Source organism: Flavobacteriales bacterium (assembly GCA_020635855.1).
Taxonomy (GTDB): Bacteria; Bacteroidota; Bacteroidia; order JACJYZ01; family JACJYZ01; genus JACJYZ01.
In genome coordinates this window covers 105,952-126,651 of sequence record JACJYZ010000004.1, presented here as the reverse complement: position 1 = coordinate 126,651, position 20,700 = coordinate 105,952, and the positions used below count along the sequence as shown (strand labels likewise).

Annotated in this window: 8 protein-coding genes and 1 tRNA gene; 2 read left to right on the top strand and 7 right to left on the bottom strand. The window is 51.8% G+C overall.

The genetic code is table 11. From position 1 onward, the window contains the following. On the bottom strand, window positions 1–1,308 hold the full coding sequence (locus tag H6585_12555; protein MCB9449161.1) for a hypothetical protein: 1,308 nt from the start codon (window positions 1,306–1,308) through the stop codon (window positions 1–3). Further along, a complete protein-coding gene (locus H6585_12550; protein ID MCB9449160.1) occupies window positions 1,289–2,020 on the bottom strand; it encodes a type III pantothenate kinase in 732 nt (243 codons plus the stop codon). The genes H6585_12555 and H6585_12550 overlap by 20 nt, the downstream gene beginning before the upstream one ends. Before the next feature lie 76 nt (window positions 2,021–2,096). On the opposite strand from H6585_12550, the gene H6585_12545 reads away from it, so the two are divergent. Together H6585_12545 and H6585_12540 are read left to right on the top strand one after the other, a co-directional pair. Then, window positions 2,097–2,169: transfer RNA gene (locus H6585_12545), tRNA-Phe, on the top strand. A gap of 175 nt (window positions 2,170–2,344) precedes the next feature. Beyond that, complete coding sequence (locus tag H6585_12540) at window positions 2,345–2,650, top strand: GIY-YIG nuclease family protein (GenBank protein ID MCB9449159.1); 306 nt, start codon at window positions 2,345–2,347, stop codon at window positions 2,648–2,650. A gap of 244 nt (window positions 2,651–2,894) precedes the next feature. On the opposite strand, the gene H6585_12535 is transcribed toward H6585_12540, so the two are convergent. The 5 genes from H6585_12535 to H6585_12515 form a co-directional block, all read right to left on the bottom strand. After that, a complete protein-coding gene (locus tag H6585_12535; GenBank protein MCB9449158.1) occupies window positions 2,895–3,257 on the bottom strand; it encodes a hypothetical protein in 363 nt (120 codons plus the stop codon). Beyond that, window positions 3,244–5,148, bottom strand: a complete 1,905-nt coding sequence (locus tag H6585_12530) for a cytochrome C peroxidase (protein ID MCB9449157.1) — start codon at window positions 5,146–5,148, stop codon at window positions 3,244–3,246. The genes H6585_12535 and H6585_12530 overlap by 14 nt, the downstream gene beginning before the upstream one ends. Window positions 5,149–5,307: 159 nt before the next feature. Then, window positions 5,308–9,876 (bottom strand): T9SS type A sorting domain-containing protein, encoded by a 4,569-nt coding sequence (locus H6585_12525; protein ID MCB9449156.1) that lies wholly within the window; start codon window positions 9,874–9,876, stop codon window positions 5,308–5,310. 597 nt (window positions 9,877–10,473) lie between these two features. Then, window positions 10,474–15,042 (bottom strand): T9SS type A sorting domain-containing protein, encoded by a 4,569-nt coding sequence (locus tag H6585_12520; protein MCB9449155.1) that lies wholly within the window; start codon window positions 15,040–15,042, stop codon window positions 10,474–10,476. Between the two features lie 597 nt (window positions 15,043–15,639). Beyond that, window positions 15,640–20,181, bottom strand: a complete 4,542-nt coding sequence (locus H6585_12515) for a T9SS type A sorting domain-containing protein (GenBank protein ID MCB9449154.1) — start codon at window positions 20,179–20,181, stop codon at window positions 15,640–15,642. Between the last annotated feature and the right edge of the window lie 519 nt (window positions 20,182–20,700).

The window sequence follows — 20,700 nt, the reverse complement described above, 5'->3', positions numbered from 1 at the left end:
TCAATCGTATTTGCGTTTTAAAAACCATGTCATGGTCTGGAAGGTAAATCCGAAAGTGAACCTCATAAATGGTTCCCGGATCAGGTTGTTGTCGGTTGTACCTCTTTGACCGATGACGAAGCTAAGATTCAAATAATTGGCCACATTGCTGCGCATGTCAGCGATGGGTATGCCTAATCCAAATGCTATGCCATTTTCCTTAATGGGTGTGCTATTCAGGAAGTAATAGGTTTGTGAAAGGAACAGTCCGGCGCGCCATTCAATGGCCGTGGGCCTGGGTTGATACAGGCCGCCGATGCTGAGTTTGTGGGCGTTTCCAAGCGAATCTGTCTGGTTGAACAGGGTATAATTCGACCATAACTGGGAGCGATAGTCAACACCCACGAGCCATTTCCTGTTTTTATTTTGCTGGCCGGCAGACAAGCCCACTCCCCAGCTGAGTGGCATGAGCAATGGCCCCTTTTTATAGGTATAATTGATGGTGTCGATGGTGATTCCACCCGGATTAATCAGGGTAACGGTCAGGTCTTCCCGGGTATTCGGGAGGTTGGATTGAGGGTCCAGTGTGCCGGCAAGTATCAGCTGGAGGGAATCCCTTTTCTTGCCTTCGGAGTCGGATCCCAACGACAATTTATGTTCCAGTTGCACGCCGGCTTGCAGGGTGAAGTCGCCCACTGTTAAACGGCTTTTGGCGGCGCTGTTGAATGCCGCAGAATCAACGGGTAGCAGGTTCTGGCGTTCCCGGTCTATCTTACCGAAAAGATAACCGGTTTTAAGTCCCACGGATACCGGACCTTTTTGCCATCCATTGGCGAATACCAGGTGGTTCAATCCGCCGCTTCCGTCAAACCGGTATTTTACGTTCCCAACCTGGTTGATTTTTACGTTTTGTTCTACCGAGTATCCAACCCCGCTGTAGGGAAGCAGTCCGAGTGCCGAACTCCATTTGATTGCCCGATCCGGTTTGGTAATACGCAATCCCAGGGCCATGTAGGCCGCAGAGGAACTGTTGTTGACGGGTGGGTTTGTGATGGAATTGGATTCGATACGGGAAATGTCGCTATAAAACCCGAACATGAATATGGTGCTGTTGATAGCGGTCAACGATGCCGGGTTGTCGAAGTTGAGTGTTGCGGCATGGCGAATGGGGAGAGAGAGTTCACCCAGTCCGGTGAATTCGCCCATCATGTTGTGGTGTAATTCCCCGAGTCCGTATCGGGAATAAGGTGAATTGCTCCGGGTTTGTGCATGGGCCAAACCTGCTGTCAGCAGAGACAAGATGAGGATCTCAGTGCGTCGTATGTTCATTCAGTATATAATTCAGTCCTTCCAGAACCAGGTTTGGGGCGACAAAGATGTCAAATTTCAGGTTGCTTTCAAAGAAAGAAGCATCGCCCCCGGTCAGAACGACCTTGAGATGTGGAAATTGTTGGCGGTATCGGGCGACCATTCCATCCACTTCCGCAAGGATCCCATTCTGAGCTCCGGAGCGAATGGAAGCCGCAGTATTCCTGCCGGTCAAAGATGCATCGTCGGAGGGCGAAACCAGCGGCAACCGCGCCGTGAACTGATGCATGGCACGGAACCGCATCATCAGACCGGGACTGATACTCCCACCGTGGTAGGTGGCATCGTGCGTAACCAGGTCCATGGTGATGCAGGTGCCGGCATCAATCACCAGCAGATCTTTACCTGGGTGGATGAACCAGGCCCCGATCGCAGCAGCCAACCTGTCGTTGCCGAGTGTTTCCGGGCTTTCATAGGCCATTTTCAGCGGGGTGCGCATGCCTGCTTCCACCTGCACGAAGAACGGAAAGGATGAAAGAAACGATAGGAGTGCAGGGTCTTCGGAGGCAACCGAGGAAAGGACGCATGCCTGAATCGTGTGCGGATCCGGTAGCCAATCTTTCAGTTGTTCTGCAATGGGAGCCTCCAGCGTGGCTTGGTTTTCCAGTTCATTGGAGTTGAACACGGCGACCTTTGTGCGGCTGGACCCCATATCAATGACAAGACGTCGCATCCGACAAAAGTATAAAGGTAAATCGTGGGAACGGTATTCGTAAATGGAAATTTATTACATTTGCCACCGGTTTTACGGTGCGGTAGCTCAGTTGGTAGAGCAAAGGACTGAAAATCCTTGTGTCGGGGGTTCGACTCCCTCCCGCACCACCCCTGAAGTAGAAAAAGCCCGATGATCACTCATCGGGCTTTTTGCATGACTCCTGGGCTTTTTCACTTCAGGGTATGGTGCCCCGAAGCGAACGAGGCACGAGTTCTGCTGCGGGGCAGTTCTTCTTGATTCTGTTACATTTGTATAGAGGGCACCAATTTTTCTGTCATGCCCTTGCCTTATTGTGTCTACATTTTATTCAGTCGGAAGGACCATCTTCTTTACGTGGGTTATAGCAGCAACCTTGTAAAACGACTGGAATACCATCAACAGGGAAAAACCAAAAGTACCGCCAACAGAGGGCCGTTGATTCTTATCTTTTGTGAATTCTATTTGTTTAAGCAGGATGCTCTAAGGCGGGAATCCTATTTTAAGAAAACCGCAGGGAAAAAAGCATTGCGACTCATGCTTGCCTCAACGTTTGCTCAATTGAACTACAAAGGCAACCCTTGCATTGTAAATCTGACAATGGAAGAATAGTGAATCTCCAGGTCATCGTGGCATGGAAGTGAAGATAGTCCACAAAAACAGTTTGGAGCAAGAGCATACAGCATACAGTTCGGTGCCGTAAGCTTCCTTGCTCCAAATTGTTTTTATTCCCCTTACACTTTCTGCAGATACACACTTCGGGCAAGACCTCCGAATCATAGAAGCGAGTATCCGGTGCCCTCATTGTATGCCGTATGCTGTTGCTGTATGCTCTTACAGTATGCTCTTGCTGTTTTCACTCATTCCTTGTCTTATACCGCAGAAACGTCATGATGATGATCAGGTCCTCCTCGCTTACGAGGCTGTCGGGTAGGCTTTCGGTATGCCGCATGTTGGATTCTCGCAGCGTATACCCGGTGAGTTGGTCGTCATCAAAGTCGGGTACAATTTTTTTTCTGCCCTTATAAGATGTGTGGCATTTTCCGCAGTTCAGGTCGTACAGAACCTGTCCTCTGTCACACTCCTCTTTATAAGCCACCTTCACGTCATCCAGCATTTCTTTCGGAAATTCATAGGTTACCTTTTGCTGTTGTGCACAGGCCATCATAACCAGCAGGCTGGTCATCCATAGCATCCGTCTTCTTTTAATAAGTTCCACTGGTTTTTCTGGTATTAAGGGTTTTGTTCCCGGAGACAGGCAGTTGTTCGGGTATGGTTTCTGTCGGAATGTCTTCATTGAGGGAGAGGATGAAAGTAGTAAGCAGCTGTTTGTCCCGTACACTGAGTCGCAATGAGTCGGATGGCAGGGTTTGGTTGGGAACCTGCAAATGATGCCCGGCGCCGCCACCGGCATTGTAGAAATCAATCACCTGTTCAAGTGAATTGAAAACACCGTTGTGCATGTATGGTGGCGTTTTGCCGGTGTTCCGCAATGTGGTGGTACGGAAAGCGAACAGCATTTCATCAACGGGATGTATGTCGTAACGTCCACTGTCGGAACTTAAAGATCGATACGAAGTGTCGGCAGGTACGCCCAGTACTTCGAATTCCGATGACACATAGGGAGGTTTCACTCCGTTGAATTGCGGGATGAAATGACATGTGGCACATTGTGCCCTGCTCATGAACAGGTTGAATCCTTCACGTACGCCATCGCTTGCAGCCGTTTTTCCGTTCATGGCCTGGTCGAAAGGAGCATCGTATTCACTGAAACGACCATAGTAAAGTGTGATGGCTGATATGATGTGCTCGAATGTCACCACTTTCTCTTGTGGTGTATAGGCCAGGAATTTTTTAAAAGCTTTCTGGTACTGTTTACAATCCATCACTTTGTTAACCACCTCTTCCGGGATCGCATGCATTTCTTCCGGGTTGGAAACAACGGCTCTACCCTGTTTTTGCAGGGTCGTGTGCTTGCCGTCGGCCATCAGCAAGTGATTGTATTTAACGTTCAGCAGGGAGGGGGTATTCCTCGGCAATGAAGCAGTGCCTTCAAAATCGGATGCGGTACGCCGTGTTGTATCAGTGAATGCCTGGTCGGGTTTATGGCAGGATGCGCAGCTTCTCTGATTGTTGCCGGAAAGAAGCGGATCGAAAAACAGCAATTTACCTGTCTCGCGGATCTCTTCGATCAGCGTCGGATCGGACACCCTCGAAAAAATACCTTTCTGGTTCTGGCCATAAAACAGTTGCTTGCTGAAGATCGAATTGGATGTGGTATTCAGTGTGTAGTCGTTAACACTTCGTGACTTCACCTTGTATTGACGAATCATGGCCTGGTTCATGCCGAACAACGGGTTCACATAATCACGGATCCATGTGTAGTGATCAAACCGGGAATATTCATGTGGTTGTTTGGAAACAAATGCAACCGCTTTTTGATAAAGGGATGTATAATCGTCCGAAAGCGCATATGATGGGAAATCGATTTGGTAGGACGCATATATGGTATCAACGTTTTCCAGCATGATCTGCAACTCGGGAATGATCCTGCTGGTGTCCGGACACTCGAAGCCGGTGGTATAGATGGCAGCCAGGTTAAGCAGGAACAACCGGTTGCACAGGAAGAACTGGTGGTGGCTTTGCAAGGTGGAAACAATGCTGTCTTTCCGGTAGCGGTCAATGGCCTCCAGGGTTTGCTGCACCAGCCAAAGAAGTGAATCCCGGTTTACATTTCCTTCTTTCAGATAGGTTGCCGCCAGTGTCAATCCGGCACCTATACGCCGATAAGGTTTTTCAAATTTCTCGAACACCTCCGTTTCCCATTCGACAGGAAGCGGTGCATTGATGTTTCGGTACAGATTGGGATCCAGGTACCGCAGCCAGAAGTCGGTTCTTTTTATTGCCACCCGGGTTCGGTTGATCTGTTGGAGCAATGCGTCGGCACCTGTTGCCGAGGTGGGATCCCCGGCCCGGATCATATCTTCCAATCGACTTGCTTCTGTTTTCAGGGCGCCTAGGCGGATATGATACCCTTCTGTGTATTTGCCGGATGACACAGGTGAACTGAACCCGATGGAAATACATACCGTTAGTGCAATCAGAAAGATGACCGGATAGGGCCTGAATCCCTTTTGAAATGGAGTGATCAATAAAGATGAATTATGTGCAAACTTAAATGGGATTCAAAAGTCATTACACCTGATGACTTGTGTAGAAAAAGAACATTAAGGATACATAAAGAAAATGCCCGGGTAACACCATGCAACCTATTTGATCAGCAGGTTCTCGGAGTAAGTCTGATTGCCCAGTACCAACCTGAACTGGTAAGAACCCTTGCTCAACTTGGACACATCGATCTGGAACTGCTGGATACCCTTGTCCATCACCTGCTGCTGGGATATCACCTTCTTGCCGGTGATGTCGACAATGTCTACATATAGGGTGCCCCCGTCCGGAGAGCTGACGATGTACTTGAGCACCTGTGTGGCGGGATTGGGATAGATGCGCAGCAGCTCGCTGAGGTTGGGGTTGCCGTAGTACACACCCACCATGTGAGAGTATGATGATTCACCGCTGTAATCGGTTTGCTTCAACCTGTAATAATTCATGCCCGGGTAAGGTTCCGGGTCTTCCCCTTTGTAAAAGATCATGTGCTGGCTGTTACCTGCCCCCGGCGTTGTGAACACCTTGTCGAAGTGGTTGGCATCGGCGGAACGCTCCACGGTGAAGTAGTCGTTGTTGATCTCGCTCGCAGTGGACCAGTTGAGCAGGACTTTGTCCTTTTCGGGTTCGGCATCAAAGGAGAGCAGCTCCACAGGCAGTCCTACGATACAACTGATGGTGAAGGACTGGGCTTCGGAGCAGTTGTCGGCATCCCAGATGACCAGGCTGTAGGAGCCTGCCGAGAGTGTGCTGAGGTCTTCGGTTGTTTCACCGGTACTCCATGTATACTGATAGGGCGGGTTGCCTCCGCTGACGGTGATGTCAATGCTGCCGGTGCTATAGTCGCAGTTGAAGTCTTCGACTTCCACGGCACTTGAGGATCCCCCCCCGGCATTGGAAATGGTTACCGATCCGTTGTCGGTACATCCGTTTCCGTCGGTGACGGTAACTCCGCAACTACCGGCGGAAAGTCCGGTAGCTGTTTCGGTGGTTTGCCCGTCGCACCAGAGATAGGTGTAAGGCAGCACACCACCGGAAACTTCGGCGGTGCCGGTACCATCACCTCCGCCATCACATTCGTTGGTACTGGAAGTGGATACCGAAAGCACCCCCGGACTGGCAATGGTCATGGATCGTGTATCGGTGCAAGTGTTGGCATCGGTCACGGTCATGGTATAGGCCCCGGCTCCCAAGGCAACGGCAATGGAATCGGTTTGTCCGTCGCTCCAGAGGTAGGTATATCCAGCCTGGTCGCAGGTAACCGATATGTTGTCGAAGTAGTAATATTCATTGGTGTTGTTGTTGACCGCCCGGATGATGATGTCCATGGCCGACCCAGTACCGGCAATGGCTTCATCGGAATAGGTTGTGAAAGTGCTGTAGTTGGATACCCCGTCCTGTCCGGCGCCACTGACGTCGATGATATTGTTTTCCCCGCCCCCGTCGATCTCATAGTATACCTTGATATAATCCCCGGCTTCGTTGTCGGCATCCCCGGCGATGTCGATGTCAAGTGCAATGTTGGTGCATCCGGAGATATCGATGGAAGAAGATTGCCACACGCTTTCCGTTCCGCTGCTGGTACCTTTCAGGGAGAATAGTTCATCGCTGGAGCAGTAGGTGATACCCGGAATGATGTAGTGGCTGGCCGATTGGGAAGCACCGGTTGGTACACTGGCATCCAGAGAACCACCGCTTTGAAAGTAAGAACCGGTACCGGTAGGGGGATAGCTTCCGCAGTTGGAACCACCGTCCCTGGGCACATCGTAGGTAGCCGCTGCAGAAGTCACGGCGATCCAGTAGGTGCTGCCCAGTGTGATGGCAAAAGGCGTGGTCACATCACCGGATATCCAACCTGTTGCACCGGTCCCGGTGAGTGTGGCATCAGAACCGGATATTTTGGTGTATCCACCCCCGTCGTTGTACATGGCCATCTGGATGGTCTCGGCGCCACTCAGTGTATTGTCGTGCTGGTAGTACCAGAGTTTGGTCACATATACGGTGCCTGATCCCGAAGGTGTCCAGATGCTGTAATACTCATCCTGGTTACCGGCGAACTCACTGTCGTAACATCCCGTGGATATTTGCAGCACATCTGAGATCCCGGTAGCAAAAGAAGTGGAAGTACCGGCAGTAGAAGTCCAGTCGGGTCCACCGGAACCGGTTGTTGTACCTCCGGTATACCCTGTAAAGTCTTCGGCATAGATCTCCACGTCTGATTGTCCTGAAGTACCACCTGAGATGACCGCGGTGATCTCTCCGGTGTAGGAACCTCCGCATGTGATGTCGGAAGAGTTGAACAGTTCGGCGAGCAGTTGTGCGGGTTGGCTGACCGTAGCAGTGGGGGTCTCCTGGCAGCCATCGGCATCTTCCACCGTTACGGTGTAAGTACCAGCAGCCAGCGCACTCTCTGTGGTGCCTGTGCCACCGCTGGACCAGAGGTATGTGAAGCCGCCGGCTCCGCCTGAAGCGGTGACCGAAGCAGAACCGTCGCTGTCTCCATAGCAGGAAGTAGCCGTGGTTGAAGTGGATGTAACGATCTCATCGGGTTCGGTGATCGCCTGTGTGTCGGTCTCTTCGCAGCCGCCGTTGTCGGTAACTGTTAAAGTATAGGTACCTGCATCAAGCCCGGATACGGAAGATTCTGTTTGTCCGCCTGGCGACCAAAGGTAATCGTATGGTCCGCTGCCTCCTGATACGGTGACGCTGACTTCCCCCGACCCATCATCATAGCAGGACAGGTCGGTGCCTCCCATGGTCAGTGCCAGGGTGTTGGGTTCACCCACGGTGATGCTTCCCACTTCGTCACATGAAGTAGCACTCTTGTCTGCGAGCACATAATAGGTGCCTGCCGCCAGTCCGGTGATGGTTTGGGTGGTTTTGCTGGAAGGTGTCCACAGGTAGGTGTAGGTACCTCCTACACTGGGTGTGGCTGTTGCGGTTCCATCGTCACTGGCACAGGTGGTCTCGTCGGTTTTGCTCATGCTGAGGGAGAAGGTGGTGCCGTCTTGTCCGACCGAAGCGATGGTGGTGGCGGTGCAGCCGTTGTTGTCGGTAACGGTCACATAGTAGTTACCGGGGTTGAGTCCGGTAGCCGTTTGCGTGGTCTTGCCATTGGCCCACAGGTAGGTGTAAGGTGATGAGCCGCCGGATGGGTTGGCAGTAGCCTGTCCTGCGGTGACCCCCCAGATCGTGTCACGGGTCATGGATGATGGTGGCGAACCACCCAGCATGTTAACACCATCACAGCTGAGGGCCAATGGACTGCCGTTAGAGATGAAGTAGCCACTGCAATAGCTTGGTCCACTGAAACTGCATCCGCCTGCATAATTGAATGAGACGTTTGCACATTGAGAACAGGCAACAGTCCATACCAGTTTCGCACAGGTACCACTGATGGTGGTCCACTTCCAGATGGTGAGTGTAGTTCCGCTTTTACTAATGCCTGCATTACATCCGCAAGACGCATTACAGTCTGCATTTGTGATGGAGGTTGAGACGGTGAGGTCACAGGGCGGACAGGTATCGGCCGTTGCGGCATAACCGGTGAGTGTATCGTTGCAGGCATCACCCTGCGCGGAGTATGCGATGAGGCTAACGCTGTAAGTACCGATGGCGGGGTATGCGTAGGTCGGGTTTGTGCTGGTGGACTGGTCAGAGGTAGAAGAAGGATCACCGAAATCCCAGAGATAACTGGAAGCCCCGGTGGTAGAATTGGTGAAAGCAACGGTTAACGTGCTGCAATCAGACATGGCCGATGTAACGGCGGTGGCCACGTCCGGCGGGCATTCCACAATGTTGAACTGGAAGTCGCGTGTGGTGGTGTTGATCAGGATGCCGCTTCGGTATTCTTTGACGCAAACCCCCACCACGTACACGCCGGTAACCTCAGGTGTGCCGGTGATCAGTCCGGTAGCCGCATCAATGGTCAGCGGAGATGTGCTGTTCATCATGTCGTTGACCGAGTACCCGGCTTTCCATGTGATGCTGGAATAAGCGGGGTTGTCCGGTGGTTGCGGCATGGGGTTCACGTTGCTCGATGTTTTAGGTGTGCAAAGTGAGTAGACCAAGGAGTCTCCGTCGGCGTCGGTGGCCGAGTGATCGTAATTGACATCAATGTCTACGCAGCGATATACGGCCGGGTCGTTGTCGAACACGGGGTTGCTGTTACAGCTGGCTTTTGCCTTGTCGGGGATGTTGGTATAGAATGTGGCGCCGGTGTTGGTTGGGTCATTGACGTTGACCACGGTGATGTTTCGGCAGCATCGTTGGTAAGCAAGGGTATAGCCACCAGGAATGGGGGGCAGGTTGACGCTTTTTGTGTAGGAAGCTTTCTCCACACACACATTGGAAGGTTCTTCGATACAGGGTGAAGGGAGTGTGGGAGCGATGGTGCTTGATCCCGGGTAATTGATGTAGATGGTACCGACCAGGTTGTTGTTCTTGTCGAACACGCCGATGGCAGCGGGGTCGTCATAAGGTGCTTCGGCGTAGTAGCAATCGCGGTACACATTGAGTGTGACGGTATAATTGGAACCGCCGTTGCAGACGTAGTAAAGCTCCCCACCGACCACGTGTGTGGCACGTGCAGGCAGGAGAGAAAACAGCACGAGGCATACGGTCAGTATGCCTGTAATTTTCCGTATAGAACAGATATGTGAGTACTTCATCATAGGTGTTCCCGCCTGGGTTATCAGGTGGTCAAATTATCCTTTGCTTTATACCGGTTACGGTCTTTTGCCTATAGTAAAAGGCATTTGCACGCTTTCTTCTACGCAAATGCTGCGATTTCTTTACAATAAATGACAAAAAAATACTTACATACATTTATTTTGTTTCGACGAACATGTAAAAAGTTGATAATTAATTATATGCATGCATTTTTTTGAAAAATACTCTTCCTGCTGACATAGCCGGCCGGCTATGCAGTTCATGGCAAAGAAACTGTAAAAAAGTAAAGTAATCCACCATTTAATTCCACTCGCAAGCAGATTCAAAATACACGCAATCAGTTGATTGTGTAATTTAAAATGTGCTCAACAGAAATGCCTGAATAAGATATTGGCGGCCTAAAAGGCCAACTGCAGCCGGCGCCAAACCAAATTGATCAAGCATGCAATACACACAATTATTCGACAAATGAACAATTCATCGCCATGAAAATACAAAAATGTTCCAATTCCATCCGATTGGAAGCTTTGCCGGCAAGGAAAGATCAGGATGAGGTGATCCTATTGCAAGAAAATGATTTCAGGCTTTCCCGGTTGAACCTATCGTATGAGGAGATTCTCTGAAAAGGTCTGGTTGCCTATCACCAAGCGGAACTGGTAGGGACCTTTGCTCAACTTGGATACATCGACCTGGAACTGTTGGATGCCTTTGTCCATGACCTGTTCCTGAGAGATCACCTTTTTTCCGGTGATGTCGACAATGTCTACATATAGGGTGCCCCCGTCCGGAGAGCTGACGATGTACTTGAGCACCTGTGTGGCGGGATTGGGATAGATGCGCAGCAGCTCGCTGAGGTTGGGGTTACCATAGTACACGCCCACCATGTGGGAGTAGGTGAAGTCGCCGTTGTAATCGGTTTGTTTCAACCTGTAATAATTCATGCCCGGGTAAGGTTCGGGATCTTCCCCTTTGTAATAGATCATGTGCTGGCTGTTGCCTGCCCCGGGTGTGGTGAAGACCTTGTCGAAGTGGTTGGCATCGGCGGAACGTTCCACGGTGAAGTAGTCGTTGTTGATCTCACTGGCGGTTGACCAGTTGAGCAGCACCTTGTCCCTTTCAGCTTCTGCATCAAAGGAGAGCAGCTCCACAGGCAGTCCTACGATACAACTGATGGTGAAGGACTGGGCTTCGGAGCAGTTGTCGGCATCCCAGATGACCAGGCTGTAGGAGCCTGCCGAGAGTGTGCTGAGGTCTTCGGTTGTTTCACCGGTACTCCATGTATACTGATAGGGCGGGTTGCCTCCGCTGACGGTGATGTCAATGCTGCCGGTGCTATAGTCGCAGTTGAAGTCTTCGACTTCCACGGCACTTGAGGATCCCCCCCCGGCATTGGAAATGGTTACCGATCCGTTGTCGGTACATCCGTTTCCGTCGGTGACGGTAACTCCGCAACTACCGGCGGAAAGTCCGGTAGCTGTTTCGGTTGTTTGCCCGTCGCACCAGAGATAGGTGTAAGGCAGCACGCCACCTGAAGCGGAAGCTGTTCCGGTACCGTCGCTACCCCCGTCGCATTCGTTGGTGCTGGAAGTGGTGACGGCGAGTACACCCGGACTGGCAATGGTCATGGACCTTGTATCGGTGCAAGCGTTCGCATCGGTAACGGTCATGGTGTAAGCACCTGCGCCGAGGGCAGCGGCGATGGAATCTGTTTGTCCGTCGCTCCAGAGATAGGTATAACCTGCCTGGTCGCAGGTAACCGAGATGTTGTCGAAGTAGTAATACTCGTTAGTGGCGTTGCTTTTTGCGCGTACGACAATGTCCAGTGTAGATCCGGTACCGGAAATGGCTTCATCGGAGTATGTTGTAAATGAACTGTAATTGGAGACCCCGTCCTGGCCGTTTCCGCTGACATCGATGATGTTGTTTTCACTACCCCCGTCGATTTTATAGTAAACTTTGAGATAGTCTCCGTTCTCGTTGTCGGCATCCCCGGCGATGTCGATGTCAAGTGCAATGTTGGTGCATCCGGAGATATCGATGGAAGAAGATTGCCACACGCTTTCCGTTCCGCTGCTGGTACCTTTCAGGGAGAATAGTTCATCGCTGGAGCAGTAGGTGATACCCGGAATGATGTAGTGGCTGGTCGATTGGGAAGCACCGGTTGGTACACTGGCATCCAGAGAACCACCGCTTTGAAAGTAAGAACCGGTACCGGTAGGGGGATAGCTTCCGCAGTTGGAACCACCGTCCCTGGGCACATCGTAGGTAGCCGCTGCAGAAGTCACGGCGATCCAGTAGGTGCTGCCCAGTGTGATGGCAAAAGGCGTGGTCACATCACCGGATATCCAACCTGTTGCACCGGTCCCGGTGAGTGTGGCATCAGAACCGGATATTTTGGTGTATCCACCCCCGTCGTTGTACATGGCCATCTGGATGGTCTCGGCGCCACTCAGTGTATTGTCGTGCTGGTAGTACCAGAGTTTGGTCACATATACGGTGCCTGATCCCGAAGGTGTCCAGATGCTGTAATACTCATCCTGGTTACCGGCGAACTCACTGTCGTAACATCCCGTGGATATTTGCAGCACATCTGAGATCCCGGTAGCAAAAGAAGTGGAAGTACCGGCAGTAGAAGTCCAGTCGGGTCCACCGGAACCGGTTGTTGTACCTCCGGTATACCCTGTAAAGTCTTCGGCATAGATCTCCACGTCTGATTGTCCTGAAGTACCACCTGAGATGACCGCGGTGATCTCTCCGGTGTAGGAACCTCCGCATGTGATGTCGGAAGAGTTGAACAGTTCGGCGAGCAGTTGTGCGGGTTGGCTGACCGTAGCAGTGGGGGTCTCCTGGCAGCCATCGGCATCTTCCACCGTTACGGTGTAAGTACCAGCAGCCAGCGCACTCTCTGTGGTGCCTGTGCCACCGCTGGACCAGAGGTATGTGAAGCCGCCGGCTCCGCCTGAAGCGGTGACCGAAGCAGAACCGTCGCTGTCTCCATAGCAGGAAGTAGCCGTGGTTGAAGTGGATGTAACGATCTCATCGGGTTCGGTGATCGCCTGTGTGTCGGTCTCTTCGCAGCCGCCGTTGTCGGTAACTGTTAAAGTATAGGTACCTGCATCAAGCCCGGATACGGAAGATTCTGTTTGTCCGCCTGGCGACCAAAGGTAATCGTATGGTCCGCTGCCTCCTGATACGGTGACGCTGACTTCCCCCGACCCATCATCATAGCAGGACAGGTCGGTGCCTCCCATGGTCAGTGCCAGGGTGTTGGGTTCACCCACGGTGATGCTTCCCACTTCGTCACATGAAGTAGCACTCTTGTCTGCGAGCACATAATAGGTGCCTGCCGCCAGTCCGGTGATGGTTTGGGTGGTTTTGCTGGAAGGTGTCCACAGGTAGGTGTAGGTACCTCCTACACTGGGTGTGGCTGTTGCGGTTCCATCGTCACTGGCACAGGTGGTCTCGTCGGTTTTGCTCATGCTGAGGGAGAAGGTGGTGCCGTCTTGTCCGACCGAAGCGATGGTGGTGGCGGTGCAGCCGTTGTTGTCGGTAACGGTCACATAGTAGTTACCGGGGTTGAGTCCGGTAGCCGTTTGCGTGGTCTTGCCATTGGCCCACAGGTAGGTGTAAGGTGATGAGCCGCCGGATGGGTTGGCAGTAGCCTGTCCTGCGGTGACCCCCCAGATCGTGTCACGGGTCATGGATGATGGTGGCGAACCACCCAGCATGTTAACACCATCACAGCTGAGGGCCAATGGACTGCCGTTAGAGATGAAGTAGCCACTGCAATAGCTTGGTCCACTGAAACTGCATCCGCCTGCATAATTGAATGAGACGTTTGCACATTGAGAACAGGCAACAGTCCATACCAGTTTCGCACAGGTACCACTGATGGTGGTCCACTTCCAGATGGTGAGTGTAGTTCCGCTTTTACTAATGCCTGCATTACATCCGCAAGACGCATTACAGTCTGCATTTGTGATGGAGGTTGAGACGGTGAGGTCACAGGGCGGACAGGTATCGGCCGTTGCGGCATAACCGGTGAGTGTATCGTTGCAGGCATCACCCTGCGCGGAGTATGCGATGAGGCTAACGCTGTAAGTACCGATGGCGGGGTATGCGTAGGTCGGGTTTGTGCTGGTGGACTGGTCAGAGGTAGAAGAAGGATCACCGAAATCCCAGAGATAACTGGAAGCCCCGGTGGTAGAATTGGTGAAAGCAACGGTTAACGTGCTGCAATCAGACATGGCCGATGTAACGGCGGTGGCCACGTCCGGCGGGCATTCCACAATGTTGAACTGGAAGTCGCGTGTGGTGGTGTTGATCAGGATGCCGCTTCGGTATTCTTTGACGCAAACCCCCACCACGTACACGCCGGTAACCTCAGGTGTGCCGGTGATCAGTCCGGTAGCCGCATCAATGGTCAGCGGAGATGTGCTGTTCATCATGTCGTTGACCGAGTACCCGGCTTTCCATGTGATGCTGGAATAAGCGGGGTTGTCCGGTGGTTGCGGCATGGGGTTCACGTTGCTCGATGTTTTAGGTGTGCAAAGTGAGTAGACCAAGGAGTCTCCGTCGGCGTCGGTGGCCGAGTGATCGTAATTGACATCAATGTCTACGCAGCGATATACGGCCGGGTCGTTGTCGAACACGGGGTTGCTGTTACAGCTGGCTTTTGCCTTGTCGGGGATGTTGGTATAGAATGTGGCGCCGGTGTTGGTTGGGTCATTGACGTTGACCACGGTGATGTTTCGGCAGCATCGTTGGTAAGCAAGGGTATAGCCACCAGGAATGGGGGGCAGGTTGACGCTTTTTGTGTAGGAAGCTTTCTCCACACACACATTGGAAGGTTCTTCGATACAGGGTGAAGGGAGTGTGGGAGCGATGGTGCTTGATCCCGGGTAATTGATGTAGATGGTACCGACCAGGTTGTTGTTCTTGTCGAACACGCCGATGGCAGCGGGGTCGTCATAAGGTGCTTCGGCGTAGTAGCAATCGCGGTACACATTGAGTGTGACGGTATAATTGGAACCGCCGTTGCAGACGTAGTAAAGCTCCCCACCGACCACGTGTGTGGCACGTGCAGGCAGGAGAGAAAACAGCACGAGGCATACGGTCAGTATGCCTGTAATTTTCCGTATAGAACAGATATGTGAGTACTTCATCATAGGTGTTCCCGCCTGGGTTATCAGGTGGTCAAATTATCCTTTGCTTTATACCGGTTACGGTCTTTTGCCTATAGTAAAAGGCATTTGCACGCTTTCTTCTACGCAAATGCTGCGATTTCTTTACAATAAATGACAAAAAAATACTTACATACATTTATTTTGTTTCGACGAACATGTAAAAAGTTGATAATTAATTATATGCATGCATTTTTTTGAAAAATACTCTTCCTGCTGACATAGCCGGCCGGCTATGCAGTTCATGGCAAAGAAACTGTAAAAAAGTAAAGTAATCCACCATTTAATTCCACTCGCAAGCAGATTCAAAATACACGCAATCAGTTGATTGTGTAATTTAAAATGTGCTCAACAGAAATGCCTGAATAAGATATTGGCGGCCTAAAAGGCCAACTGCAGCCGGCGCCAAACCAAATTGATCAAGCATGCAATACACACAATTATTCGACAAATGAACAATTCATCGCCATGAAAATACAAAAATGTTCCAATTCCATCCGATTGGAAGCTTTGCCGGCAAGGAAAGATCAGGATGAGGTGATCCTATTGCAAGAAAATGATTTCAGGCTTTCCCGGTTGAACCTATCGTATGAGGAGATTCTCTGAAAAGGTCTGGTTGCCTATCACCAAGCGGAACTGGTAGGGACCTTTGCTCAACTTGGATACATCGACCTGGAACTGTTGGATGCCTTTGTCCATGACCTGTTCCTGAGAGATCACCTTTTTTCCGGTGATGTCGACAATGTCTACATATAGGGTGCCCCCGTCCGGAGAGCTGACGATGTACTTGAGCACCTGTGTGGCGGGATTGGGATAGATGCGCAGCAGCTCGCTGAGGTTGGGGTTACCATAGTACACGCCCACCATGTGGGAGTAGGTGAAGTCGCCGTTGTAATCGGTTTGTTTCAACCTGTAATAATTCATGCCCGGGTAAGGTTCGGGATCTTCCCCTTTGTAATAGATCATGTGCTGGCTGTTGCCTGCCCCGGGTGTGGTGAAGACCTTGTCGAAGTGGTTGGCATCGGCGGAACGTTCCACGGTGAAGTAGTCGTTGTTGATCTCACTGGCGGTTGACCAGTTGAGCAGCACCTTGTCCCTTTCAGCTTCTGCATCAAAGGAGAGCAGCTCCACAGGCAGTCCTACGATACAACTGATGGTGAAGGACTGGGCTTCGGAGCAGTTGTCGGCATCCCAGATGACCAGGCTGTAGGAGCCTGCCGAGAGTGTGCTGAGGTCTTCGGTTGTTTCACCGGTACTCCATGTATACTGATAGGGCGGGTTGCCTCCGCTGACGGTGATGTCAATGCTGCCGGTGCTATAGTCGCAGTTGAAGTCTTCGACTTCCACGGCACTTGAGGATCCCCCCCCGGCATTGGAAATGGTTACCGATCCGTTGTCGGTACATCCGTTTCCGTCGGTGACGGTAACTCCGCAACTACCGGCGGAAAGTCCGGTAGCTGTTTCGGTTGTTTGCCCGTCGCACCAGAGATAGGTGTAAGGCAGCACGCCACCTGAAGCGGAAGCTGTTCCGGTACCGTCGCTACCCCCGTCGCATTCGTTGGTGCTGGAAGTGGTGACGGCGAGTACACCCGGACTGGCAATGGTCATGGACCTTGTATCGGTGCAAGCGTTCGCATCGGTAACGGTCATGGTGTAAGCACCTGCGCCGAGGGCAGCGGCGATGGAATCTGTTTGTCCGTCGCTCCAGAGATAGGTATAACCTGCCTGGTCGCAGGTAACCGAGATGTTGTCGAAGTAGTAATACTCGTTAGTGGCGTTGCTTTTTGCGCGTACGACAATGTCCAGTGTAGATCCGGTACCGGAAATGGCTTCATCGGAGTATGTTGTAAATGAACTGTAATTGGAGACCCCGTCCTGGCCGTTTCCGCTGACATCGATGATGTTGTTTTCACTACCCCCGTCGATTTTATAGTAAACTTTGAGATAGTCTCCGTTCTCGTTGTCGGCATCCCCGGCGATGTCGATGTCAAGTGCAATGTTGGTGCATCCGGAGATATCGATGGAAGAAGATTGCCACACGCTTTCCGTTCCGCTGCTGGTACCTTTCAGGGAGAATAGTTCATCGCTGGAGCAGTAGGTGATACCCGGAATGATGTAGTGGCTGGTCGATTGGGAAGCACCGGTTGGTACACTGGCATCCAGAGAACCACCGCTTTGAAAGTAAGAACCGGTACCGGTAGGGGGATAGCTTCCGCAGTTGGAACCACCGTCCCTGGGCACATCGTAGGTAGCCGCTGCAGAAGTCACGGCGATCCAGTAGGTGCTGCCCAGTGTGATGGCAAAAGGCGTGGTCACATCACCGGATATCCAACCTGTTGCACCGGTCCCGGTGAGTGTGGCATCAGAACCGGATATTTTGGTGTATCCACCCCCGTCGTTGTACATGGCCATCTGGATGGTCTCGGCGCCACTCAGTGTATTGTCGTGCTGGTAGTACCAGAGTTTGGTCACATATACGGTGCCTGATCCCGAAGGTGTCCAGATGCTGTAATACTCATCCTGGTTACCGGCGAACTCACTGTCGTAACATCCCGTGGATATTTGCAGCACATCTGAGATCCCGGTAGCAAAAGAAGTGGAAGTACCGGCAGTAGAAGTCCAGTCGGGTCCACCGGAACCGGTTGTTGTACCTCCGGTATACCCTGTAAAGTCTTCGGCATAGATCTCCACGTCTGATTGTCCTGAAGTACCACCTGAGATGACCGCGGTGATCTCTCCGGTGTAGGAACCTCCGCATGTGATGTCGGAAGAGTTGAACAGTTCGGCGAGCAGTTGTGCGGGTTGGCTGACCGTAGCAGTGGGGGTCTCCTGGCAGCCATCGGCATCTTCCACCGTTACGGTGTAAGTACCAGCAGCCAGCGCACTCTCTGTGGTGCCTGTGCCACCGCTGGACCAGAGGTATGTGAAGCCGCCGGCTCCGCCTGAAGCGGTGACCGAAGCAGAACCGTCGCTGTCTCCATAGCAGGAAGTAGCCGTGGTTGAAGTGGATGTAACGATCTCATCGGGTTCGGTGATCGCCTGTGTGTCGGTCTCTTCGCAGCCGCCGTTGTCGGTAACTGTTAAAGTATAGGTACCTGCATCAAGCCCGGATACGGAAGATTCTGTTTGTCCGCCTGGCGACCAAAGGTAATCGTATGGTCCGCTGCCTCCTGATACGGTGACGCTGACTTCCCCCGACCCATCATCATAGCAGGACAGGTCGGTGCCTCCCATGGTCAGTGCCAGGGTGTTGGGTTCACCCACGGTGATGCTTCCCACTTCGTCACATGAAGTAGCACTCTTGTCTGCGAGCACATAATAGGTGCCTGCCGCCAGTCCGGTGATGGTTTGGGTGGTTTTGCTGGAAGGTGTCCACAGGTAGGTGTAGGTACCTCCTACACTGGGTGTGGCTGTTGCGGTTCCATCGTCACTGGCACAGGTGGTCTCGTCGGTTTTGCTCATGCTGAGGGAGAAGGTGGTGCCGTCTTGTCCGACCGAAGCGATGGTGGTGGCGGTGCAGCCGTTGTTGTCGGTAACGGTCACATAGTAGTTACCGGGGTTGAGTCCGGTAGCCGTTTGCGTGGTCTTGCCATTGGCCCACAGGTAGGTGTAAGGTGATGAGCCGCCGGATGGGTTGGCAGTAGCCTGTCCTGCGGTGACCCCCCAGATCGTGTCACGGGTCATGGATGATGGTGGCGAACCACCCAGCATGTTAACACCATCACAGCTGAGGGCCAATGGACTGCCGTTAGAGATGAAGTAGCCACTGCAATAGCTTGGTCCACTGAAACTGCATCCGCCTGCATAATTGAATGAGACGTTTGCACATTGAGAACAGGCAACAGTCCATACCAGTTTCGCACAGGTACCACTGATGGTGGTCCACTTCCAGATGGTGAGTGTAGTTCCGCTTTTACTAATGCCTGCATTACATCCGCAAGACGCATTACAGTCTGCATTTGTGATGGAGGTTGAGACGGTGAGGTCACAGGGCGGACAGGTATCGGCCGTTGCGGCATATCCGGTGAGTGTATCGTTGCAGGCATCACCCTGCGCGGAGTATGCGATGAGGCTAACGCTGTAAGTACCGATGGCGGGGTATGCGTAGGTCGGGTTTGTGCTGGTGGACTGGTCAGAGGTAGAAGAAGGATCACCGAAATCCCAGAGATAACTGGTGGCCCCTGAAGAATTGTTTGTGAAAGCCACGGTGAGCGTGCTGCAATCAGACATGGCCGATGTAACGTCGGTGGCCACGTCACCTGGACAATCCACCACGTTGATCTGGAAATCGCGTGTGGTATAGTTGATCAGGATATTGTTTCTGTACTCCTTCACACAAACGCCAACAGCATAAACACCTGTTGCATCAGGAGTTCCTGTGATCAAACCTGTTTGGGAATCAATGGTCAGCGGAGAAGCACTGTTCATCATGTCTGTATTGGAATAACCGGCCTTCCAAGAAATGGTTGTATAAGGCGGGTTATCCGGTGGTTGCGGCATGGGGTTCACGTTGCTCGATGTTTTAGGTGTGCAAAGTGAGTAGACCAAGGAGTCTCCGTCGGCGTCGGTGGCCGAGTGATCGTAATTGACATCAATGTCTACGCAGCGATATACAGCCGGATCGTTATCGAACACAGGTGTGCTATTGCAGGTAGCTTTTGCTTTGTCGGGAATGAAGGTGTAAAATGTGGCTCCGGTATTGGTAGGGTCATTGACATTGACCACGGTGATGTTCCGGCAGCAGCGTTGGTAAGCAAGGGTATAGCCGCCGGGAATGGGGGGTAGATTGACGTTTTTTGTGTATGAAGCTTTCTCCACGCATACATTTGAAGGGGCTTCGATACAGGGCGAAGGGAGCGTTGGAGAGATGGTGCTGGACCCCGGGTAATTGATATAAATGGTACCCACCAGGTTGCTGTTCTTGTCGAACACCCCTATGGCAGCGGGGTCATCATAAGGGGCTTCGGCGTAGTAGCAATCCCGGTAAACGTTGAGTGTGACGGTGTAGTTGGAGCCGCCATTGCATACATAATAGATTTCTCCACCGACCACGTGTGTGGCACGTGCAGGCAGGAGAGAAAACAGCACGAGGCATACGGTCAGTATGCCTGTAGCTCTCCACATAGAACAGATATGTGACTTGTTGGTCATAGGTGTTCCTGCCTGTTAACCGGCAACGGCAATGCGATCCTGTCTGTTAAATTGTTCTGTTACTGCTATTGTCACGGAGGTTATTTGCAATATGACGCGTTTTGTACTGGTATTTTTGAATCCTCAATTTGCTTTGTTCTACAAATCAACCCCTGCATCCTATTCTACGCAAAACCTATAAATAATTTACAAAAATTCGTCGAAAATCACGTAGCCAAAATTACCGCCGTTGGTTTTGGCTTGCAATTATCTTATTATCAAAACTTTGCATTGATCAAGCATCTGCCCAATCCGCATTTTTGCTCAGCCCGATCCAGGGTAACATGCTGCAGGGTGTTGATATACAGTGATTTATGCCAATCAACGCACCGCAATACTACCAAAATCTTCCAGAAGATGTGGGATTGCAACCTTTTGCTAAGAATGACTTGTAGATAGCTGAAATACAATACATTAAAATTCTTTCTCCTGCTCATACCCACCGCACCAAGT

Coding starts and splice junctions, on each gene's coding strand:
- H6585_12555 (MCB9449161.1), bottom strand. CDS start 1,308: ATGAACATACGACGCACTGAGATCCTCATCTTGTCTCTGCTGACAGCA.
- H6585_12550 (MCB9449160.1), bottom strand. CDS start 2,020: ATGCGACGTCTTGTCATTGATATGGGGTCCAGCCGCACAAAGGTCGCC.
- H6585_12525 (MCB9449156.1), bottom strand. CDS start 9,876: ATGATGAAGTACTCACATATCTGTTCTATACGGAAAATTACAGGCATA.
- H6585_12520 (MCB9449155.1), bottom strand. CDS start 15,042: ATGATGAAGTACTCACATATCTGTTCTATACGGAAAATTACAGGCATA.
- H6585_12515 (MCB9449154.1), bottom strand. CDS start 20,181: ATGTGGAGAGCTACAGGCATACTGACCGTATGCCTCGTGCTGTTTTCT.